Origin of the sequence: Paraburkholderia xenovorans LB400, assembly GCF_000013645.1 — a bacterium.
Taxonomy (GTDB): Bacteria; Pseudomonadota; Gammaproteobacteria; order Burkholderiales; family Burkholderiaceae; genus Paraburkholderia; species Paraburkholderia xenovorans.
Genome location: NC_007951.1, coordinates 3,146,589 through 3,168,861 on the forward strand (window position 1 = coordinate 3,146,589; position 22,273 = coordinate 3,168,861).

The 22,273-nt window shown below is 64.0% G+C and carries 20 protein-coding genes; 1 reads left to right on the plus strand and 19 read right to left on the minus strand.

Annotated features, from left to right (window positions below; all coding sequences use genetic code 11):
* Positions 1–136: 136 nt before the first annotated feature.
* The 8 genes from der to ndk form a co-directional block, all read right to left on the minus strand.
* A complete protein-coding gene (gene der, locus BXE_RS14005) occupies positions 137–1,474 on the minus strand; it encodes a ribosome biogenesis GTPase Der (RefSeq protein WP_011488940.1) in 1,338 nt (445 codons plus the stop codon).
* A 442-nt stretch (positions 1,475–1,916) separates the two neighbouring features.
* Positions 1,917–3,062, minus strand: coding sequence for an outer membrane protein assembly factor BamB (gene bamB / locus BXE_RS14010; RefSeq protein ID WP_038457706.1), 1,146 nt, complete (start codon positions 3,060–3,062; stop codon positions 1,917–1,919).
* Positions 3,063–3,137: 75 nt separating this feature from the next.
* Positions 3,138–3,767: a YfgM family protein gene (locus BXE_RS14015; protein ID WP_011488942.1), complete on the minus strand. Its 630-nt coding sequence runs from the start codon at positions 3,765–3,767 to the stop codon at positions 3,138–3,140.
* A gap of 78 nt (positions 3,768–3,845) precedes the next feature.
* Complete coding sequence (hisS, locus tag BXE_RS14020; protein WP_011488943.1) at positions 3,846–5,186, minus strand: histidine--tRNA ligase; 1,341 nt, start codon at positions 5,184–5,186, stop codon at positions 3,846–3,848.
* A 21-nt stretch (positions 5,187–5,207) separates the two neighbouring features.
* On the minus strand, positions 5,208–6,524 hold the full coding sequence (gene ispG, locus BXE_RS14025) for a flavodoxin-dependent (E)-4-hydroxy-3-methylbut-2-enyl-diphosphate synthase (RefSeq protein ID WP_038457704.1): 1,317 nt from the start codon (positions 6,522–6,524) through the stop codon (positions 5,208–5,210).
* Positions 6,525–6,610: 86 nt separating this feature from the next.
* Complete coding sequence (locus BXE_RS14030) at positions 6,611–7,723, minus strand: helix-turn-helix domain-containing protein (protein WP_011488945.1); 1,113 nt, start codon at positions 7,721–7,723, stop codon at positions 6,611–6,613.
* Positions 7,724–7,938: 215 nt separating this feature from the next.
* The gene (rlmN, locus tag BXE_RS14035; protein ID WP_011488946.1) at positions 7,939–9,090 is read right to left on the minus strand and encodes a 23S rRNA (adenine(2503)-C(2))-methyltransferase RlmN; all 1,152 of its coding nucleotides are present in this window, start codon (positions 9,088–9,090) and stop codon (positions 7,939–7,941) included.
* 161 nt (positions 9,091–9,251) lie between these two features.
* Positions 9,252–9,677 carry a nucleoside-diphosphate kinase gene (gene ndk / locus BXE_RS14040; RefSeq protein ID WP_007181343.1) on the minus strand — a complete coding sequence of 142 codons (426 nt, stop codon included), beginning with the start codon at positions 9,675–9,677 and terminating at the stop codon, positions 9,252–9,254.
* 289 nt (positions 9,678–9,966) lie between these two features.
* Here ndk and BXE_RS14045 point away from each other — a divergent pair, with 289 nt between their 5' ends.
* Complete coding sequence (locus BXE_RS14045; RefSeq protein WP_011488947.1) at positions 9,967–10,665, plus strand: Bax inhibitor-1/YccA family protein; 699 nt, start codon at positions 9,967–9,969, stop codon at positions 10,663–10,665.
* Positions 10,666–10,789: 124 nt separating this feature from the next.
* Here BXE_RS14045 and ltrA read toward each other — a convergent pair whose 3' ends face one another.
* The 11 genes from ltrA to BXE_RS14100 form a co-directional block, all read right to left on the minus strand.
* Positions 10,790–12,157, minus strand: coding sequence for a group II intron reverse transcriptase/maturase (gene ltrA / locus BXE_RS14050; RefSeq protein ID WP_011488948.1), 1,368 nt, complete (start codon positions 12,155–12,157; stop codon positions 10,790–10,792).
* Between the two features lie 507 nt (positions 12,158–12,664).
* The gene (locus tag BXE_RS14055; protein ID WP_011488950.1) at positions 12,665–13,438 is read right to left on the minus strand and encodes an MBL fold metallo-hydrolase; all 774 of its coding nucleotides are present in this window, start codon (positions 13,436–13,438) and stop codon (positions 12,665–12,667) included.
* 7 nt (positions 13,439–13,445) lie between these two features.
* Positions 13,446–14,585: an outer membrane protein assembly factor BamC gene (gene bamC, locus BXE_RS14060; protein WP_011488951.1), complete on the minus strand. Its 1,140-nt coding sequence runs from the start codon at positions 14,583–14,585 to the stop codon at positions 13,446–13,448.
* 133 nt (positions 14,586–14,718) lie between these two features.
* Positions 14,719–15,681, minus strand: a complete 963-nt coding sequence (gene dapA / locus BXE_RS14065; protein WP_011488952.1) for a 4-hydroxy-tetrahydrodipicolinate synthase — start codon at positions 15,679–15,681, stop codon at positions 14,719–14,721.
* Between the two features lie 43 nt (positions 15,682–15,724).
* Complete coding sequence (locus BXE_RS14070) at positions 15,725–16,324, minus strand: class I SAM-dependent methyltransferase (RefSeq protein ID WP_011488953.1); 600 nt, start codon at positions 16,322–16,324, stop codon at positions 15,725–15,727.
* A gap of 46 nt (positions 16,325–16,370) precedes the next feature.
* Positions 16,371–17,573: a tryptophan--tRNA ligase gene (locus BXE_RS14075; RefSeq protein WP_007181337.1), complete on the minus strand. Its 1,203-nt coding sequence runs from the start codon at positions 17,571–17,573 to the stop codon at positions 16,371–16,373.
* 5 nt (positions 17,574–17,578) lie between these two features.
* Entirely contained in the window at positions 17,579–18,241 is a 663-nt protein-coding gene (locus BXE_RS14080) for a site-2 protease family protein (protein ID WP_007181336.1), read from the minus strand.
* 47 nt (positions 18,242–18,288) lie between these two features.
* The gene (locus tag BXE_RS14085; protein WP_011488954.1) at positions 18,289–18,924 is read right to left on the minus strand and encodes an L-threonylcarbamoyladenylate synthase; all 636 of its coding nucleotides are present in this window, start codon (positions 18,922–18,924) and stop codon (positions 18,289–18,291) included.
* 142 nt (positions 18,925–19,066) lie between these two features.
* Positions 19,067–19,897 (minus strand): 3',5'-nucleoside bisphosphate phosphatase, encoded by an 831-nt coding sequence (locus BXE_RS14090; protein ID WP_011488955.1) that lies wholly within the window; start codon positions 19,895–19,897, stop codon positions 19,067–19,069.
* A 150-nt stretch (positions 19,898–20,047) separates the two neighbouring features.
* The gene (locus BXE_RS14095; protein WP_011488956.1) at positions 20,048–20,932 is read right to left on the minus strand and encodes an alpha/beta fold hydrolase; all 885 of its coding nucleotides are present in this window, start codon (positions 20,930–20,932) and stop codon (positions 20,048–20,050) included.
* Between the two features lie 83 nt (positions 20,933–21,015).
* Positions 21,016–21,930: a ferritin-like domain-containing protein gene (locus tag BXE_RS14100; protein ID WP_038457700.1), complete on the minus strand. Its 915-nt coding sequence runs from the start codon at positions 21,928–21,930 to the stop codon at positions 21,016–21,018.
* Between the last annotated feature and the right edge of the window lie 343 nt (positions 21,931–22,273).

The window sequence follows — 22,273 nt, forward strand, 5'->3', positions numbered from 1 at the left end:
TTTGCAGGTTGACTTAATTGACGACGAAGAAAAAGAGATCCGCCGTCAACCGCTACACTATAGCCGATTTTCATTTTTGCGCGAGGCACCCGGCCAGGCGGCCAAAGCCAGCACACACGCGGGTTTCAGCCTTGATTTAGGCTTTATCCGCGTAAGGGTTCGTCGACGATCTGAACTCTATGCGCAATGGAGTCCCAGTCAGCTTGAAAGTTTCCCGGAAGCGGTTTTCGAGGTAGCGTTTGTAGGTTTCGGTGATCGCGTCGAGCGCGTTGCCGTGAATCACAATGATCGGCGGATTCTGTCCGCCCTGGTGCGCGTAACGCAGTTTCGGGCGCACCGGACCGCGGCGGCGCGGCTGCTGGAACTCGACGGCATCGATCAGCGCGCGCGTGAGCTTCGGCGTCGGCAGCTTGGCCATAGCGGCTGCGTAGGCGTCGTCGACCGAGCGCATCAACGGGCCGATTCCGGTTTTTTCCGCGGCGGAAATGAAATGGAATTTGGCGAAGTCGAGAAATTTTAGTTTGCGCTCGAGGTCCGCCTTGGTGCGCTCGCGCACATGCGGATCGAGCCCGTCCCATTTGTTCACGCCCACCACCAGCGCGCGGCCCTGCTCCACCACGAAGCCGGCGATGTGCGCGTCCTGTTCCGAAATGTCCTGGCGCGCGTCGAGCAGCAGGATCACGACGTTCGCGTCGGAGATCGACTGCAGCGTTTTCACCACCGAGAATTTCTCGATCGCTTCGAACACTTTGCCGCGTCGGCGCAGGCCGGCTGTATCGATCAGCGTGTACGGCTTGCCGCCGCGCTCGAAATCGACGTAGATCGAATCGCGCGTGGTGCCGGGCATGTCGAACGCGATCACGCGTTCTTCGCCCACCAGCGCATTGATCAGCGTCGACTTGCCGACATTCGGCCGGCCGACGATCGCGATCTTCACGCCGCGCGCGGCTTTTTCGTCGTCGTTTTCTTCGGGCTGACCGGCATAGGCGACTTCGAGCGCCTCGTTGATCATTTCCGTGACGCCGTCGCCGTGCGCTGCGGAAATCGCACGCGGGTCACCGAGGCCGAGTTCGTAGAAATCGGCGGCGACCGTGCTGTACTTCATGCCCTCCGCCTTGTTGACGACGAGGAAAATCGGCCGGCCGACCTTGCGCAGATAGTCCGCGATCGACTTGTCCTGCGGCGCGAGGCCATTGCGCCCGTCGACGATGAACACGACGATGTCCGATTCCTCGACCGCCTGGCGGGTTTGACGCGCCATTTCGTGCAGGATGCCGTCTTTGGCGACCGGCTCGAAACCGCCCGTATCGACGACCAGATACGGCCGCTCGCCGGTGCGCCCTTCGCCGTAGTGGCGATCGCGGGTGAGACCGGGCAGGTCGGCAACCAGCGCGTCACGCGAGCGCGTGAGCCGGTTGAACAGCGTGGATTTCCCCACATTGGGGCGCCCAACGAGGGCAATAACGGGTTTCATCAGATGTTGTTCACGGTGAAACGCGGGATCGAAATCGACCGTCCGCGTAGCGACGCCATGCGGCCGCTACACGGCAGCGTTTGACGAAAATTATCACGAATTCGGCCAGCTCCGGATGCGCTGTCAATATGCGCACCGGGGCGGACGGGGGTTTGGCTGTATGGGGCGGCGCAAGGGGCCGCCAGGCTCAGTCTTCCTGCTCGGCGGCTCGCACGCCAGTTCGAATACGATTCTCCGCGGTATTTGCGAAGATGCCGCCGATGATGGCGCCGCAAGCAGCCACCGATGGCCACGTGGGCCCGTGCGCCATGTCTGATCCGACTTGCCGGACCAGCCAGTCCGGCGTCATTCTTCTACTTACTCTGCCCTGCAACCAGTTCTTCTGAAACGCGTGCGGCCGGCGAAGCCGGCCTGCACGCCAGACGGCGATTGCCTCGCGCGATCAGCGCGGGCGGTAGCCGTACAGGTCGCCGTCGTGCGTCAGCACCACCAGCGTCTCGCCAGCGAGCACCGGCGCGGCGGTAATCGGGCTGCCGTCGGTCTTCACGCGGGCGACGAGCGTACCGTCGTCGCGCGACAGGAAATGCACGTAACCCTGGTAGTCGCCCAGCACCGCGGCGTGACCCAGAATGAACGGCACGCTCAGATCGCGGTTCTTCAGCTTGTCGTTCTTCCACAGCGGCGCGCCGCTGCTGACGTCGAACGCCGACACCACCGACCAGTCGTCCGCGGCGACCACGGCGCGGTCATCCTGCGCGAGGCCGCTCGTGCTCGAGAACGCCTTTTCCCACACCGCGCGCCCCGAGTTCGCGTCGAAACAGCCAATCTGGCCCTGGAACGTCACGGCGCAGGTTTCCGAACCGACCAGCGTGGGCGGACCGGTCACGTCGTTGATACGCTCCACTTCCGTCACGCCCTTCGGATAGGACACCGGCGTTTGCCAGTAGTTGTCGCCCGTCTGCAGGTTGATCGCGGCGAACGAGCCGCCCGGGAACCCGGCCAGCACGGCGGCGTCGCCCGCGAATGTCATGCCCGACGACACGCGCAGATTGAGCGGCACCGCGCGGTTGCGGTAGTTCCAGCGCTGCTCGCCGGTTTGCGCATTGAACGCCACGATCTGGCCGTCGACCGTACGCACCACCACGAGGCCATTGCCGACGAGCGGCGGCGAAATGATTTCGCCCGGGGCCTTGGCGGTCCACAGTTGCTTGCCGTCCGCGCCGAGCACGTAGACGTCGCCCTTCAGGCCGCCGACCGCCGTGAGCGTGCCGTCGCTGCCGACACCCGCCGAGAGGTCGTCATGCAGCTTGACGCGCCAGATGTCCTGACCGGTTTGCGCGTCGATCTTCGCAACCGAACCGTTGGCGCCGGCCGCGTACACCGCATTGCCGACCGCCACCGGCGAGAACAGGTAGCGGCCCGCCTTGCCGACGCTCGCCTTCCAGGCCTGCTGCACGTCGAGCACGGGTTTGAACTCGGTGAGCGGCGTGGGCACGCGGCGCTCGTCTTTCGTGGATGAGCAAGCCGCCAGGGTGAAGACGGTCATCGCACAGGCAACGGGCACAGCGTAACGTTTCAGCAGATTCATCGGTGGACGAAGCATTCAGGAAATTAGTTAAAAGAGACCAACTGGTCGTTGCATGCGGCGCGCTGCATGCGGCAATCAGCCGCCCAGCGCGTCCAGCTTGAACTGAATCAACTGGCGTGCCGAACTATCGTTTTTCGACAGCGAGTCGAGCGCGAGCTTGTAGGCCGCGCGCGCATCGTCACGCTTGCCTTGAGCGGCGAGCAGATCGCCGCGGCCGTTCGCCACGATGCCTTTGAACGCGTCGGACTGCGGTTCGGCGAGCAGCGCAAGACCCTGGTCGTAAGCCTTGTCGTCGAGCAGCAGCGAAGCGAGACGCAGTTTCGCAATCTGCCTGAACTCGTCGTCTTTTGCGTGATCGATGGTCCATTGCAGTTGCGCCTTCGCGGCGGCCTCGTCGCCCGCCGCGTACAGCGCCCTGGCGGCGCCCAGCGCGGTCATCTGCGCATACGCGGTGCGGCCGAACCTGTCTTCCATGTCGGCGGCGACGCGCGTGATCTTTGCCTTGTCGCCCGATGCCACGGCTTGCTGCACCTGGTCATACAGCACGGCGGCTTCCGCCGCCTCGCGCCGCTGCCAGAAATTCCAGCCGTTCCAGCCGGCCGCGGCCACCAGTGCCACCAGCACGATCCATGTGGTTGCATTGCCCCACTGCGTCCACCATGCCTTCAGACTTTCAATCGATTCTTGTTCGTCGTGGTAACTCATTGCCCGGCGATTTCCTCTTTCTTGCTACATGTGCGTGTCGAGTCCGATTGGAAACCAACCGGCTCGACGACATCGCGATCAGTCGTCGCCGTCTTCGGCGGTTGCAACCATCGCATTGATTAGAAATTCGGTCAAGTCTTCGGCGGGCACGTTGTGTTGCTCGTTTTTACCGCCGTCAGCATTCGTATCGCGCAACGGTTTCACGCCGACCGTGCCGTTGGCGATCTCGTCTTCACCGAGCACCACCGCAAAGGCCGCGCCGCTTGCATCCGCACGCTTCATCTGCGATTTGAAGCTGGCCGTCTGACCGTCGGCACTGCAATGCAGGATGACGTCGAGGCCCGTGTCGCGCAAACGCTCGGCAATGATGAAGGCCTGTTCGCGCGCCGCCTCGCCCTGATGGACCACGTACACGTCGCAACCTTCGTCTTCCGGCACGAGTTGCTCTTCTTTCAGCAATTCGAGGATCCGCTCGATGCCCATTGCCCAGCCGCATGCCGCCGTGGGCTTGCCGCCGAGCTGTTCGATCAGCGGATCGTAACGGCCGCCGGCCGCAACGGTGCCTTGCGCGCCGAGCTTGTCGGTCACCCATTCGAACACGGTCAGATTGTAATAATCGAGACCGCGCACGAGACGCTGATTGATCGTGAACGGAATATTGTTCGCCTTCAGAATGCGCTGCAAACCTTCGAAGTGCGCGCGCGATTCTTCGCCGAGAAAATCGATCAGCTTCGGCGCGTTCTGCGCGACTTCCTGCATGGCCGGATTCTTCGTATCGAGCACGCGCAGCGGGTTCGTGTAGAGACGACGCTTCGCTTCTTCGTCGAGCACGTCCATGTGCTTTTCGAGGTACGCGATCAGTTCGACACGATGCGCCGCGCGTTCGTGCGCGAGACCCAGCGAATTGAGTTCGAGCTTGATGCCCATCAGCCCGAGATCGTCCCACAGGCGCTGGCACATCATGATGATTTCAGCGTCGGCGTCCGGACCGGCAAAGCCCAGCGCTTCCACACCGACCTGATGGAACTGGCGATAGCGGCCGCGCTGCGGACGCTCGTGACGGAACATCGGACCGATGTACCACAGGCGCTTCGGGCCGTCGTACAGCATGTTGTGTTCGATCGCCGCGCGCACCACCGCTGCCGTATTTTCCGGCCGCATGGTCAGATTTTCACCATTGAGCGCGTCGGTAAAGCTGTACATCTCTTTCTCGACGATATCGGTCACCTCACCGATACCGCGCTTGAACAGCTGCGTATGCTCGATGATCGGCGTACGGATATTCTGGTATCCGTACGAACGCAGCATAGACTTGACGGTGGTTTCAAAAAATTCCCACAGCCCGGCTTCCTGCGGAAGGATGTCGTTCATGCCCTTCACGCCGGACAGCTTTTCGAGCTTTTTCTTCTGTTCAGTCATCTGTCTTTCGGTAGCCGATATTTAATTGAGCGCTTCGGCGCGGCCGTAGCGGCGCTCGACGTAGTCACTCACGATTTGCTGGAATTCTTGGGCGATGTTTTCGCCGCGCAGCGTCTTCACCTTCTCGCCGTCGATGAACACCGGCGCGGCAGGATTCTCACCCGAACCCGGCAAGCTAATGCCGATGTTGGCCTGCTTCGACTCGCCCGGACCGTTGACGATGCAACCCATCACCGCGACGTGCATCTTCTCGACGCCAGGATACTGATCGCGCCACACCGGCATCTGCGTGCGCAGATAGGTCTGGATCTGCGACGCCAGTTCCTGGAACAGCGTGCTGGTGGTACGGCCGCAACCCGGGCACGCGATCACCATCGGCGTGAACGAGCGCAGCCCCATGGTCTGCAGGATTTCCTGGCCGACGATCACCTCGCCGGTGCGCGATCCGCCCGGTTCCGGCGTAAGCGAAATGCGGATCGTGTCGCCGATGCCCTGCTGCAGCAACACGGACAGCGCCGCCGTCGACGCCACGATGCCTTTCGAGCCCATGCCGGCCTCGGTCAAGCCGAGATGCAGCGCGAAATCGCAACGGCGCGCGAGTTCACGATACACGGCGATCAGATCCTGCACGCCGCTAACCTTGCACGACAGAATGATCTGGTTGCGCGACAGACCGAGTTCGACCGCCCGCTCCGCCGAGCCGATCGCCGACTGGATGAGCGCTTCATACATGACGCTTTGCGCTTCCCACGGCGTGGAACGCGCGGCGTTCTCGTCCATCATTTTGGCGAGCAGATCCTGATCGAGACTGCCCCAGTTGACGCCGATACGCACAGGTTTGTCGTACTTCGCCGCGGCTTCGACCATCTGCGCAAACTGCGTGTCGCGCTTCGCGCCGTGGCCCACGTTGCCCGGGTTGATCCGGTACTTGGACAACGCCTCCGCACAGGCGGGGTAATCGCGCAACAGCAAATGGCCGTTGTAATGGAAGTCGCCGACGAGCGGCACCGACACGCCCATGCGGTCGAGCTGCTCGCGCACGGCCGGCACGGCCGCAGCCGCTTCCGGCGTGTTCACCGTGATACGCACCAGTTCCGAGCCGGCCTGCGCCAGCTCCTTGATCTGGATTGCGGTGCCGATCGCGTCCGCGGTGTCCGTGTTGGTCATGGACTGGACACGCACAGGCGCGTCGCCACCGATCGTGACGAGCTGACCGCCCCAACGGACGTCGACCGCGTGCGACTTGCGCCGCGCGGCCTGGCCGCCGAACACCGGCTCATTGGAAACGATCTTGCTACTGGATTGGGATTGAGCTTCGGAATGCATCGAAAAACCCATTTACGCCACATGCGCCACACAACAGACGTAGCGCCTGAATTGAAAAAGCGCCGCGGACCGGTTGGCCGCGGCGCATACCGTATCTGTCAAGGCAGCGCGAAACGCGCCACATTACCTTTGGCCGCCGCATATTTCGACGGATCGACCGGCTGGCCGTCGAGCGTCAGCGATTCGAGACCGGCCTTGTTGCCGACCGTGATCCTGAACGGCGCCACACCCGTTACTTCTTTGGTATCGCCTGCGTGCACGAGGCCGGAGAACACTTCCTTGCCGTCCTGTCCACGCACGCTGAACCAGCTGTCCTGCGTCACGCGCAATGCAACGATCGCCTCACCGGCAGCCGGCGCCACCGTTGCCGCCGACGCACCCGCGACCACCGCCGCCGGCGCACTTGCGCCCGGCGCTGCGGCAGCCTGGGCCTGCGAGCCGGCCTTGGGCGCGGCCGCTGTCGCCGTAACCGCCGGCGCCGACGACGGCGTCGTGCCGGTGGCAAGCGGCGCGGGCATCGGCGTGGCCGACGCTGGATTCTCTGCTGCCACCTGCGCGTCCGGCGTGGACGCAGCCTCGCCCGCCGTTACTTCGGAACCCGCGGCTTGACCTTGCGCCACCGCGCCCGAAGCGCCGGTCGCGCCACCAGCGGCACCATTCGCACTCGCTTTCAACCGTGCAAGCCACGCCGACGAATCGCCGCCATTGGTATGCCACATGCCCAGCGCGATCACCGCGACGATCACCGCCGCCACGCCCCACAACCACGAGCGGCTCTTTTGCCCGCTGCCGCCCAGCGAAAGCGACACCCGGCCGCGCGGCAAATCCTTACCCGACGAGGCCGGCATCGACAGATCCGGCGCGGCCACACCCTTTTCACGGCGCAATGCCGCCGTGAACGGCGTAGGGTCGGCGCCGAGCATCTTCGCGTAACTGCGCACCACACCCAGCGCGAAAGTGGTGTCCGGCAAATGGCTGATGTCGCCCGATTCGAGCGCACGCAACTTGATGGCGGACACTTTCAGACGCGCCGATACATCCTCGATCGTCCAGCCTTTCGATTCACGCAATTGGGTCAAGCGCGCGCCAACCGCCGCCAACGAATCCATGCCCGGCTGCACGACGGGCTGCACCACCGCCCGTGCAACCGGCGCCGGATGGCCTTCGTTCGTGTCTGTGTCCTGCGGCTGCGGGTGCTGCGGCTCACTCATCCCAAATCCTTTCGCGTCGATTTTTTTCACTTGTGCAACCCGGACGGGCCCAAGCCTCACGTCCCAATCGCAGACCGTTTATAACAAAATGCGCGGCCTTGTGCGCCGCTTCCGATCGCTTCTGCAAACTTTCTTTTCAATCGACACTGGTACCGCAGGTTTTCGCGCGTTTGCAGAGCTTTCTCCGAACGCCGCCACCCTGCCGCCCCGCACGATTACACGGCACGAACCTCGATAATCTTCGCTGCCTTCCCGGTGCGCTCAGCGAGGCGGGTGCGGTCTTTCACCGCACCGGCCAACTGACCGCAGGCAGCGTCGATATCATCGCCGCGTGTTTTACGCACCGTGGTGATGACGCCCGCGTCCATCAACACTTGTGCAAACCGCTTGATCTGTTCCGGTTTCGAGCGGATGAGGCCCGATTCGGGGAACGGATTGAACGGAATCAGGTTGAACTTGCACGGCACGTCGCGCGTAACCGCCAGCAACTCGCGCGCTTGCGCTTCGCTGTCGTTCACGCCGTCGAGCATGCAATATTCAAACGTAATGAAGTCGCGCGGCGCGACCTTCAGATAGCGCTGGCAAGCCGCCATCAATTCGCGCAGCGGGTACTTTTTGTTCAACGGCACCAGCATGTCACGCAATGGATCGCTGGGGGCATGCAAGGATACCGCGAGCGCCACGGGCAGATCAGCGCCGAGCCGGTCCATCATGGGCACGACACCCGAAGTGGACAGCGTGACACGGCGGCGCGACAAACCGTAGGCATTGTCGTCGAGCATCAGGCGCATGGCCGGCACGACCGCGTCGTAGTTGAGCAGCGGCTCGCCCATGCCCATCATCACGACATTCGTGACGACGCGCTCGCCCTTGCCGTCACCACCCGTGGCGCGGCCGCCGTCCACGCCGCGCGACGCGCGCAGCGCGAACTCGGCCATACGCAACTGGCCGATGATTTCGCCGGTAGTGAGATTGCGGGAGAAACCCTGTTTGCCGGTCGAACAGAAACGGCAATTGACCGCACACCCGGCCTGCGACGACACACATAGCGTGCCGCGCGTTTCCTCGGGAATGTAGACGGTTTCGACCGCGTTGCTGTTGCCGACGTCGATCAGCCACTTGCGTGTGCCGTCGGTCGAAATATGGTCGCTGACGATGCCCGGCATCGAGATCGTGGCGCGCCCCTTGAGCTTTTCGCGCAAGGACTTGGCCAGATCGGTCATGCCGTCGAAGTCGGCGGCGTTGTACTGGTGAATCCAGCGCTGCAATTGCCTGGCGCGAAACGGCTTCTCGCCCAGGCTGTCGCAGTAGGCGACAAGCCCTTGGGCGTCGAGGTCGAGAAGGTTGACGGTGGGACTGCTCGTCATATCGAATCCTGCCATTTCAGTGCGAGACTACGTTCATGCAACAAGCTGCATGAACGCCATGCCGTTCGCGCCCATTCCTGCTGCTTTTACCTTACTACTTTGCCGGGCGATTCGTGCGATAAATCCGGTCGGCTGCACGAAACGCGCGCGGCAAGGCCTGCTTAGCGCGAGTAGACGTTCACTTGCGGGAAGAAGAACGCGATTTCGACTGCGGCCGTTTCAGGCGCGTCGGAACCGTGCACTGCGTTCGCGTCGATGCTGTCTGCGAAGTCGGCGCGGATCGTGCCCTTTTCCGCCTTCTTCGGGTCCGTTGCACCCATCAGATCACGATGCTTCAGGATGGCGTTTTCGCCTTCCAGCGCTTGCACGACGACCGGACCCGAGATCATGAAATCGACCAGGTCCTTGAAGAACGGACGTGCTGCGTGCACAGCGTAGAACTTCTCCGCGTCGGCGCGCGACAGGTGAACCATGCGCGATGCCACGATCTTCAGACCAGCGTTCTCGAAACGGGTGTAGATCTGGCCGATCACGTTCTTGGCCACTGCGTCCGGCTTGATAATGGACAGGGTGCGTTCGATCGCCATAAAAACTCCAAAAAATTAAGAGGTTACAGATTCAAATGAATCCGCTATTGTAGCATGTTCCCGTGTATGATTGCGATTGAACCCTTACAGCATTGAAAGACTCCGGGCAGGAGTTTCCGAATACTGGTAGCGTAGGCAGTGTCGGTATTTTCAGGGCATTGAAACTCCCTGCCCGCGCGCCAATCTTAGGGATGAGAGCGCCGCACCGGCGGCAGAAATTCCCACGGCACGGCTCGCTACAACCCGCTTCACAACCATACGTAACTTGCTTCTGAGGTAAGGAGAGACCATGAACGATCATCCGTATAGCTTTGGCCGCAATGGCGCGGTCAGCACGGTCGAAACGCGTAACCGCGTGCTGCGGAACACCTACTGGCTGCTCGCGCTGTCCATGATTCCGACAGTGCTCGGTGCGTGGGTGGGCCTCGCCACGGGTTTCTCGCTGTTCGCCGCCACGAGTCCCGCCATGAGCATGCTGGCGTTCTTCGCGATCGCCTTCGGATTCATGTTCGCCATCCAGAAGACCAAAGACAGCGCGGCCGGCGTGTTCGTGCTGCTAGGCTTCACGTTCTTCATGGGCCTGATGCTGTCGCGCATCCTGAGCTTCGTGCTCGGTTTTTCGAACGGCCCGTCGCTGATCATGCTCGCCTTCGGTGGCACTGGCGTGATCTTCGCGTCGATGGCGACCATCGCCACGGTCAGCAAGCGCGACTTCTCGGGCCTCGGCAAGTGGCTGTTCATGGGCGTGATCGTGCTGCTGCTCGCGTCGGTCGCGAACGTGTTCCTGCACCTGCCGGCGCTGATGCTCACGGTGTCGGTCATGGCCATCGTGATCTTCTCGGCCTACATGCTGTTCGACGTTCAGCGCGTGGTGAACGGCGGTGAAACGAACTACATTACCGCCACGCTTGCGATCTACCTGGATCTGTACAACGTGTTCGTCAACCTTCTCGCGCTGCTCGGTATCTTCGGCGGCAATCGCAACTAGGCCTGATTCGGGGCGCGGCGTCGAAACGCCTCGCCTTGATCGGCATAGGGGACGGCCATGAGACCGTACCCCTGCCACACCACCCGGCATGCGGGTCCGCACCGGGCGGTTCGGGAAGTTGAGGTTAGGAGAGTCGGGGCACGCCCAGCCGGTCGAAGTATGCGATGGTCAGCACGCTCTTGAGCAACCGGTCACTGTTGCGCCACCAGCGGCGGCTGTTCGCAGCCACCTGTTTTGCCACAGGCTCCGGCGCACCCAACCCGCGCAGCTCCCGGTAGATCGCGGGACCACGGCGCCAATGTTTGAGCTGGATCGCACGCAGCCGATGGCGCATCCACTCTTCCAGCTCGCGCCAGACCTTCGGTGTTTGCGCCAACCGGAAGTATGCCTTCCAGCCCTGAACATAGGACCGTAGCCGTTCCACCACCTCCTTCATGCTGCGCCCGCCAGAGCGACGGGTCAGTTCACGAATGCGGTGTTTGAACGCCAGCAGCGGTTTGGCCGCCACCTTGCGCTTGACCATCCCACCCGCAGCCACCCACAGGCTGTAGCCCAGAAACTTGCGACCAAACACACTCGCCACCGCGCTTTTGGTCTCGTTGACCTTCAGGCGCAGACGGCCATACAGGCGTCGCAGCAAGGCCATTACCCGCTCGCCCGCACGACGGCTGCGAACATAGACATTCGCGTCATCGGCGTAGCGTGCGAAGCAGTGGCCCCGCCGCTCCAGTTCCTTGTCCACCTCATCAAGCAGTACGTTGGCCAACAGCGGGGATAGCGGCCCGCCTTGCGGCGTGCCCTGATCCCGCTGCTGCACCACGCCGTCATCCATGATGCCGCTGTTCAGATATGTCCGGACCAGCCGGATTACTCCGGCGTCGTCTATGCGTCTCTTCAAGCGGTCGATCAGGATGTCGTGGTTGACCCGGTCGAAGAACTTCTCCAGATCAACGTCCACCACGATCCGCCGACCCGACTGCACGTACGACTGCGCGGCAAGCACCGCGTCGTGCGCCCGCCGCCCGGGCCGGAAACCGTAGCTGTGCTCGCTGAAGGTGGGGTCCAGAATCGGCTGCAGGACTTGCAGCAACGCCTGCTGGATCAGCCGGTCCGTCACCGTCGGGATGCCCAGCTCGCGCTCGCCTCCATCCGGTTTCGGAATCGTCACCCGCCGTACCGGATCAGGCCGGTACGTCCCCTTCAGCAGTTGTTCACGGATCACAGGCCACGCCGTCACCAGATGACGCGCCGTCTGGCCAATGTCCAGACCGTCCACGCCAGCGGCTCCCTTGTTGGCCCGGACCCGTTTGAACGCCCGCTTCAGGTTCTCTCTCGTCAGCGCCGCTGCCAGCAGCGCCGACCCCGCGTCCCCGGATTCATGTCGCGGGCAGCAGGCTTCGTCGCTCACAGGCATAGGCGCAGCTTCACCGCGCGTGACTCCCGCTCGCCCCGTTTGCACGGGCATCTGACGCATTGCCTGTCGCATCGACATGACGCTGGACGCTCCTTCCCGTTCGGCCCTTCGTCACCAGCTTCAGCCTCCCCGGCCTGTCCTGTAACTACTACGGCCTCTGCTGACTTCTCGCTCCGGCTCGACACCGTTGCCCTTTCAGGCATGAGGCGAGATCTCCCCAGGTAAGAACGCACTCCTTCACTGCACAACCGCCGGATCTACGCCATCTCCCCTTGATCACGAGAGCTTTACGCTTCTTTGCGCGCTCGCCCTGGTCGGCAACGCCTTCTATCCGGTTCTTGTTCATCGGCTCGCAGTTTCGCTCCACGCTTCCTCCCCACATTCGGTCGCCCTCATGCAGTTGCGCTTCGCTTCGCTCGCTGTGATCAACTTGCGGTGGGACTTGCACCCACAAGAGTGCGCCCATGCTGGGCGCACAAAGAAAAAGCCCATAACGAGCAATCGTTATGGGCTTTTTTCATGGGTGCCGCGACGTCCACCGCGCAGGATGAGGCCGCCATCGGGCATCGGACATCTGGCGTGGGATTACACGCTCAGCCACGCAAACCCGTCATCCTGCGAAGCCACCACCACGTCGGTCGGCGCCGCGCCCAGTACACCGGCCATAGCCGCCTGCGCCAGTTCCGGCAGATTGTTCTGCTGGCTGAGATGCGCGGCAACCAGGTGACGCAATCGCGAACGGTCGAGCGAGGCCAGAATTTCAGCCGCCGCCTCGTTGTTCAGATGCCCGTGATTGCCGCCAATGCGCGCTTTCAGCGACTGTGGATAGCGGCTGCCCGCCAGCATCCGCACGTCGTGATTGCATTCGAGCACCAGCGCGTCGCAACCGCTCAGCACCGCGCTGATATGCGGCGTGGACGTGCCGACATCCGTCAGCACACCGAGCCGGCTCGCGCCGTTCGAGAGCACGTATTGCAGCGGCTCGCGGGCGTCGTGCGGCACGGTGTAAGGGAGAATGCTGAGGTCGCCGATCGCCACCGCTTCGTCGCCCCACAGCACCTGCAGGTCGATATCGGCTTCGTCGGCGCCCACCGCGCGGGCGGTGCCCCAGCTCATATACAACGGGATCGACCACTTGCGCGCCAGCGTCAGCGCGCTGCCAATGTGGTCGCTATGCTCATGCGTAATCAGAATCGCGTCGAGACCTTCGACGCTCGCGCCGAGCCGCGTCAGACGCCGCTCGACCTCCTTTGCCGAAAAGCCGCAGTCGAGCAGCACACGCGTGGTGGTCGCGCCGCTTTGCGCCTCCACCAGCAGGGCATTGCCTTCACTGCCGCTGCCGAGACTCGCGAACCTCACGGCCCGCCTAGTTCAGTTGCGCGTGCAGCAGCGTCACGATGCGCTGCGCGTCGGACGAGTTGTCCACCTGCCCGTTCGCATCCAGCACAGCCACCTGCGTCACGGTGTCACCCTTCGAGCGCACGTTGACGAGGAATTCCTGACCCGGCTTCTTCGACGAATTGCCGCTGTAGAACAGCTTGCCGAGCAGCCCTTCTTTCTTCAGTTCCTGCATCGAGTCCGCGTAGCGCACGTAGTAGATGCCCTTCGCACGATCGCGGTTGTCGACGGTGAAGTTGGTGCGGTCGAGCGCGAGGCCCACGCGCAGCCATGCGCGGTCGAACGACTCCTGCAGATCGAGCGTGGACGCGCCCGCGCTCTGGTCGAGCGTGGCCGGTGCGGCCGCCGGACGCGCGTCGGTCAGCAGTTGCCTGGATTGCGCCTCGGTCAGGCCGAACTTCTGCATCAGCCTGGTGAGAAACAGCGCTTCGAGCGCCGGATCACGCGGGCGTTCTTCCCAGCGCGACGACGTCTTGTCCTGCCCCGTCATCACTTCCTCCATCGCGCTGTGCGTGATGGAGATGTCGGTCGTGTCGCCCGGCGCGCGCGAAACGAGCGTGCGGAAACTGTCACGCGTGCCCGACGAGTACGCGAAATCGATCACCTTGCCGACCGTGCGGCGGAACCAGTCGTCCGGGATATTGGCGCGGTTTTCGGCCCAGTCGGTCGTCATGATGCCGGTAGCCGGCGCATCGGTCTTCAGCGCGAAGCCGTTTTCCTGCCAGAACTCCTGCAACTGCGGCCACAGTTGTTCTGGCGAGCGGCCGTCGACCACGAGCCAGCGGCGATCGCCGTCACGTTCGATATGCATGCCGAGCGGATCCTGCGCGTTCGGCTGACCTTCGGTCGAATTGCCGGCGGCCGTCACCGCGCGCTTCTGAGCGCCGCCCAGCGCCAGATTGGCGGGCGGTGCGACGTAGCGCTGATCGGTCGGCGTAGTGCTCAGATCGCCCGGAACGGCGAGCGGCGGCGCACTGCCCGCGCCCTTGTAGTTGACGCGGTCGGAAGCAAACCAGTCGTTCAGCGTGTCACAGCCGGCGAGCGTCGTAAGGGCAAGCGCCAGCGCCGCCATGCGGGTTGCGTGGAGGGAAAGTGCGGAACGTTTCATGAGGTCCTTCGTGATGCTGGAACGCGGTGCCTTGGTTCTGTGTGCCGGGAACGCGGGCTGGATCGACGTCGGTTAAGGGAGTGCCGGTGGCAGGCTTTCGTTAGCGCTACGGGTTGCCGCGGACGCTATCCGCCTAGCCCAGCAGGCCCGCTTCGCGCAGCGCGCCGCGTACCACTTCGTGGTACTGCGGGTCGAGCGGCGTAAGCGGCAGGCGGATTCCGCCCTGCACACGACCCAGTTGCTGCAGCGCCCATTTGGCCGGAATCGGATTCGATTCGACGAACAGGTTCTTATGCAGCGACAGGAGTTTCAGATGAATCTCACGGGCGGTCTTAACGTCCGCGGCGAGAGCGGCCTTGCAGAGCTCGCTCATGGCGCGCGGCACGACGTTGGCGGTGACCGAAATATTGCCGTGGCCGCCGAGCAGCATCAGCGCGATGGCGGTGGGATCGTCGCCGCTGTAGATGCCGAAGTGCGACGGCGCAAACTTGATGAGATGCGCGGCGCGATCGATATTGCCGGTCGCTTCCTTCACACCGATGATACCTGGCACCTGCGCGAGGCGCAGGATGGTTTCGTTGCTCATGTCGGCAACGGTGCGGCCCGGCACGTTGTACAGAATCACCGGCAGATCGACGGTTTCCGCGATCTTCGCGAAGTGGCGGTAGATGCCCTCCTGCGTCGGCTTGTTGTAGTACGGCACGACCTGGAGCGTGGCGTCGGCGCCGACCTCTTTGGCGCGCTGGGTAAGTTCGATCGCCTCGGTCGTGGAGTTGCCGCCCGAGCCCGCGATCACCGGAATCCGGCCCGCCGTGTGCTCGACCGCGGTCTTGACCATTAGCACGTGTTCTTCGACCGACAGCGTGGCCGACTCGCCGCTCGTACCGACCACCACGAGAGCGTTCGTGCCCTCTGCGACGTGCCAGTCGATCAGTTTGCGAAACGCCGGCAGATCCAGACTGCCGTCTTCGAGCATCGGGGTGATGATGGCAGGAATGCTGCCGCGAATCTGAACGCCGTCGTTGCTGCCCTGGTTGCCGCTGTGGTTGCCGCTTTGGTTGCCGCTTTGGTTGCCGCTTTGGTTGCCGTTAGTCATGAAACGCCATGAATTTGATCAGGTAAACCGCGATTGTAGCGGATTAGCCAGCCAACTCGTAACAAGGCGGGGCTGCCGCCTGCGCGGGGTCGTCTGAGCGCTCCGCCTCCAGAATTGCGCAGATCCGCTGGACGTAAGCCGGGCGCGGCTGCGCAAGAAAACCATCTTGAAATGCGACCACCCGGAGCTGGCCGCGCACGCGCTCCAGAAGCTCGCCGGGCGCCAGCAAAAACGCCGGATTGGAGGGCTTGCCGACGCTTTCGTTTCCTTGCGCGAAGGTCTCATAGAGCAGCACGCCGCCGGGAGCGAGCGCGCGCAGGAGCTGCGCGAAGAGCGGCCGATGCAGATAATTCGTCACCACGACGGCGGCGAATTTCGCCTCGGCGGGCAGCGGCCATCCGGCACCTTCGAGATCGGCTTCGAGCGGCGTGACGAGCAGCTCTTCACACAAGGTGGCGAGCGCCGCCGCATCCCGGTCGATGGCCGTCACCGGATGCCCCAGCGCCGCAAAGAATCGCGCATGCCGACCCGCCCCGCACGCAACGTCGAGCACTGCGCCGCCCGCCGCGACCAGGTGCGCCCACTCGCACACCCAGGGCGACGGTTCACCCAATCCATGCATGGCGGCAGCGGGCGTGTTCATCGGAGTGCTCAAACCTTGGCGCGGCTCGTCGGTGGCGTCGGTGGCGTCAGTTGTACGAGAGGCCCATCGCTTCGCGGACGTCGCGCATCGTTTCCGAGGCGAATTTGCGAGCCTTGTCGCAGCCGTCGGCGACGATCGCGCGCAACAGCGACGGGTCGTCCATGTACTTCTGCGCGCGCTCGAGCATGGGTTGCTGTTCGCGCAGAATGCCTTCGATCACCGGCTGCTTGCACTCGAGGCAACCTATGCCGGCCGTCCGGCAGCCTTTCTGCACCCAGTCGTGGGTGGCTTCGTCCGTGTAGACCTGGTGAAGCTGCCACACCGGGCACTTGTCGGGGTCGCCCGGATCGGTGCGGCGCACGCGGGCCGGATCGGTCGGCATGGTGCGGACTTTTTTCGTAATGGTCTCCGCGTCTTCGCGCAGGCCGATCGTGTTGCCGTACGACTTCGACATTTTCTGGCCGTCGAGACCCGGCATGCGCGACGCCTCGGTCAGCATGGCCTGCGGCTCGACCAGAATGATCTTGCGCGAACCTTCGAGATAGCCGAACAGGCGCTCGCGGTCGTTCATCGACAGACTCTGCGATTCCTGCAACATGGCGCGCGCCTGTTCGAGCGCTTCGTCGTCGCCTTCCTGCTGGTAGGCGTTGCGCAGTTCGTGATAGAGCTTGGAGCGCTTGCCGCCGAGCTTCTTCGCCGCCTCGTTGGCCTTCTCCTCGAAGCCCGGCTCACGGCCGTACAGGTAGTTGAAACGGCGCGCGATTTCACGCGTCATTTCGACATGCGGCACCTGATCTTCACCAACCGGCACGAGCGAGCCGCGATACAGCAGAATGTCCGCCGCCATCAGCACCGGATAGCCGAGAAAGCCGTAAGTGGACAGATCCTTGTCCTTCAGCTTCTCCTGCTGTTCCTTGTAGGTCGGCACGCGTTCGAGCCAGCCGAGCGGCGTGCTCATACCGAGCAATAGCGCCAGTTCGGCATGCTCGGGCACCTTGCTCTGGATGAACAGCGTGGCCTGCGCCGGATCGATGCCGGAGGCAAGCCAGTCGGTCAGCACGTCCCAGACGTTCTTCTCGATCACTTCGGGCGTTTCGTAGTGCGTGGTCAGCGCGTGCCAGTCGACCACGCAGAAGAAACACGGGTATTCGGACTGCAGCCGCACCCAGTTTTTCAGCACGCCGTGATAGTGGCCGAGGTGCAACGACCCGGTGGGCCGCATGCCGGAGAAGATACGGTCTGGGAACATGGTATTTAGAAAAGCGAAACAAGGGGAGTCAGAATGGCGGTGATCGCGCTGTACCCGATCGTGACGAGCGGGTTCAACCAGTAACGCGTCAGCGTGCCCGTCATGACCAGTGCCATCACGATGAAAAAACCGTACGGTTCGAGGCGCGACAGCGTGATGGATTGCCGTGGCGGCAACAGCGCCATCAGCACACGGCCGCCGTCGAGCGGCGGCAGCGGAAACAGGTTGAGCACGCCGAGCACGAGATTCACGCCCACGCCCGCTCCCGCCATGCGCGTGAAGAACGGCTCGTCCACGTTCAACACCGCCAGCGCGACCCCGAACAGGCCCCAGATCAGCGCCTGCACGAAGTTGCAGGCCGGCCCCGCCGCCGCGACCCACAGGCTGCCCCAGCGCGGATTGCGCAGGTTGCCGAAGGCGACCGGCACCGGCTTGGCGTAACCGAACATGAATGCGCCGCTGGTGGCGAAGTACAACAGCAAGGGAATTGCAATCGTGCCGAGCGGATCGATGTGCCGCATCGGATTGACGGAGACGCGGCCGAGCACGTAGGCGGTATTGTCGCCGAGCCAGCGCGCGACGTAGCCGTGCGCGGCTTCGTGCAACGTGATGGCGAAAATCACGGGCAACGCGTATACCGCAATGGTCTGTATCAGGGAGGAATCCATAACTCGTTATTGTAACAACGCGATTGCGTGCGTCTGTCCGCTTTCACTCATGCCGTCTCTGCGAGGCCGAACGGCGCGAGAGAACCGCGCCCTGCCCGCACCAGCACCGGTTCCGCACCGGTCAGATCGATCACCGTGGAAGGCTCGCATACGCAAGGACCGCCGTCGATCACCAGATCCAGCTGCTTTTCCAGGCGCGCGCGAATTTCCTCCGGGTCGTTCAGCGGCTGGGTTTCGCCCGGCATGATCAGCGTGGAGCCGAGCAGCGGCTGGCCGAGTTCCTCGAGAATCGCCAGCGTGATCGCGTGATCCGGCACGCGCAGGCCGATGGTCTTGCGCGACGGGTGCGAGAGGCGCCGCGGCACCTCCTTGGTGGCCTGCAACACGAATACGTACGGGCCGGGCGTCACCGATTTGATCAGCCGGTACTGCCGGTTGTCTACCATCGCGAAATTCGAAAGTTCCGACAGATCGCGCACCAGCAGCGACAGCAACTGCTTCTCGTCCAGTCCGCGAATGCGCCGCAGACGCTCGACCGCGTCCTTGTCGTCCAGGTGGCAGGCGAGCGCGTAGCTGGAGTCCGTCGGCAGCGCGACCACGCCGCCATCCTTGATGATCTGCACGGCCTGCTTGACGAGGCGCGGCTGCGGGTTGTCGGGATGAAGCCGGAAGTATCGGGACATGGCGACTAACGTTGGCTGACGGATGAACAGCGGATGATCGGCAAACCGACGCTGGTCGAAAGCCGGCCGGAAGCCCGGACGCCAGGCATGCGCCGCGCGCAACCGGCTTGCGCGCCGGACGTGCCGCCCCGGCACGGCGCGGTCACAGCCAGCGTTCCCAGACAGGCTTCAGATCGGCGGGCAGCGGCGGCAGCGTGCCGAGATCGACGCGGCCTTCGCCGGCTGCGTGGAAGTCGGACCCGCGCGATGCCTCGAAACCGAAACGGCGCGCGACATCCGCGTATTCGCGATACTGGTCGGGCGTATGGCTGCCGGTCACCACTTCGATCGCCTTGCCGCCGAGATCGATGAATTCGGCGAAAAACGCGTCGAATTCGACCGGCGAGTAAGCATACCGACCCGGATGCGCAATGACGGCTTCGCCGCCGGCCGCCTGGATCCAGCCGACCGCATCGGCCAGTTTGGCCCAGCGGTGCGACACGTAACCCGGTTTGCCGTCGCCGAGATAGCGGGTGAACACGTCCTGCGTGGAACTGGCGTAGCCGCTTTCCACCATGAAACGGGCGAAATGCGTGCGCGAAATCATGTCCGGATTCGACACGTATCTGAGCGCGCCCTGATAGGCGTCGGGGATGCCGAGCGTGGCCAGCTGCTCGCCAATCGCCTCTGCCCGCGCGGCGCGGCCGTTGCGCGTGCGCGCGAGCCCATCGATCAGGACCGCGCTGGTCGGATCGATGCCCAATCCGACGATATGCACCGTGCGCGAAGCCCACGTCACCGAGATTTCGACGCCGCTCAGATAGGCCATGCCGAGCGCTTCGGCGGTGCTTTTCGCTTCGCGCTGACCGCCGAGTTCATCGTGATCGGTGAGCGCCCACAGCGTCACGCCACCCGCGTGCGCGCGGCGCGCGACATCGGCCGGCGCGAACTGGCCGTCGGAAACGGTGGAGTGACAGTGGAGGTCGGCGTTCATCGTTGTCTTGAAAAGGATCAGCACTCATTTTACTGCAACGCAGTAAGTGAACGCAGAGCTATCTCGCGCAACCACCGCCCCCGGGAGAAGTCCCTTTGGCGGGCGCCCCGGCCCAAGGCGCCGGGGAACCCTCGAAACGATCTGAACGGGCTACGCGCAGAATCCCTCGATCAACGCGGCCACCTGCTCCGGCTGGTCGTGGTGCACCATGTGCCCCGCTTCGTCGATGATCTTCTCGCGCCAGTTCGGGAACGCCTGAAAGCGCGCCTTGAATTCGTCGAGCGGGATCTCGCCGGCGATCTGCGCGAGCGTCGGCGAGTTGGCCGCTTCCACGTGCAGCACCTTCGCGCTCACCTTGCGCCACGTCGCCATCACTTCGTCGAGGCGGTACAGCGCGGGGCCGCGCAGTTTGTGCGCGGGATCGGCGAGCAGCATGAAGCGCCCTTCGCCGTCCGGCTTGGACCAGTGCTGCGCGAGAAACTGCGCGCGCTGCGGATCGAGACGCGGATTGGTTTTGACGAGGCGCGCGGCGACGTCGTCGAGCGACGCGTAGCGCTTCAGTTGCGGCGGATCGCGCAATTCGTCGAGCCAGTTGCGCAGGCGTTTGGGCGCCTGCGCCGGGTGCGACGGCGCGAGGCCGAAACCTTCGAGATCGACCACCCGCCGCACGCGCTCCGGCCGCACGCCCGCATACACGCAGGCGATGTTCGCGCCCATGCTGTGGCCGACCAGATTCACTTCGCCGGCCCGCGCATAGTGGTCGAGCAAGGCGTCGAGATCGGCCAGATAGTCCTGGATCCAGTAGTTGCCGCCGCCGCGCTCAGCCACCGGCCAGTCCGACAGGCCGAAACCGCGCATGTCCGGCGCCAGCACCTGCCAGTCGCCGCCCAGCGCGTCGACGACGAACTGGAACGAGGCCGCCACGTCCATCCAGCCATGCAGCATGAACAGCATCGGCGCGTCCGGGTTGCCCCAGCGCCGCACATGCAGACGGATGCCGCGCACGGCGACGAATTCAGAGCGGGAAGTGTTCATGAACGGCACGTCCAAAAAAGAATGGTCGTTCGATTATAACGAGATAGCCGGCCAATGCACGGTGCCGGTTGGCGAAGGAAACCTCAACCGGCGGCGGCGGCCGACGGCGGCGCCTCCGGTGCGTCGAGGCCCGCGAGGGCCGCCAGCTCGGCCAGTTCCGCCTCGTCGAAACCGGCATCGCGGCGCGCCTCGAAATTGAACGGACCACGTAATTTCGGTGCGTGATACTGGTCGGCGAGGCGCGTGTAAGTCTCGTGAGGGTCGCGGCCGCTGCCGTCGCACAGGTGGCGGAACCAGCGGTTGCCGATCAGCACGTGGCCGATTTCATCGCGCAGGATCACGTCGAGAATCGCCGCTGACGCCTGATCGCCCGCCTGCAGCAGGCGCGCGCGGATCGGCGGAGATGCGTCGAGGCCGCGTGCTTCGAGCGTGCGTGGCACCAGCGCCATGCGCGCCAGCACGTCGCCGCGGGTGCGCTCGCACATGTCCCACAAACCGTCGTGAGCCGGAAAGTCGCCGTAGACGTGGCCGTACTCCGCAAGGCGCGCGGCCAGCAGCGAGAAGTGATACGCCTCTTCGGCGGCGACTTTGAGCCAGTCGGTGTAGAACGCGGCGGGCATGCCGGCGAAGCGCCAGACGGCGTCGAGCGCAAGATTGATCGCGTTGAATTCGATATGCGCGAGCGCGTGCAGCAGAACCGCGCGCCCTTGCGGCGATTGCATGCTGCGCCGCTTCAGATGGCGCGGATCGACCAGTTCCGGCCGCGCCGGACGGCCCGGCAGCCCGGCCGGTTCGTCGAACTCGAGGTCCGCCGCGCATGCCATGCTGCCTTCGAGCACCGCGGCATAGAGCGCGCGGGCCGCGGCGGCCTTGGCGGCCGGGTCGGCTTCGCGCAGTGCACCGAGCGCCGCGGAGCGCGCGCAATGGGCGTCCCGCCCGGCATCGGCGACGGATGAAGCAGGTGAAGCGGACAACGCGGACGGAGCGGCAGACGTCATGACGAGCGGATCGACAAAGGAAACAGCAACGCAAGCGCGAAGCGCGACGGCTGAGGAAACGGCGGAGCGAACGGCAACCGGCAAGTCTCAATACGCTGCCGTCAAGGTAGCCGCCGCAACAAACCCACGCGGACCGCAACCCGAACAGCGCCGCGGCGAGCACCCGTACAGCGCCGGCAAGCGGTGCGGACAGCGTCTCGAGCACACAACCGTTTACAATACCCGATTCGACGACCATCCAGCGCGCCCGGTGCGCCGGCGCGGCGCAGCCGTCGCGCGGCGCAAGACCTGCCGGGCGGTCTGCCGCCCTATCCCGCCGCGTGCGCAGCGACCGATCAAGAGG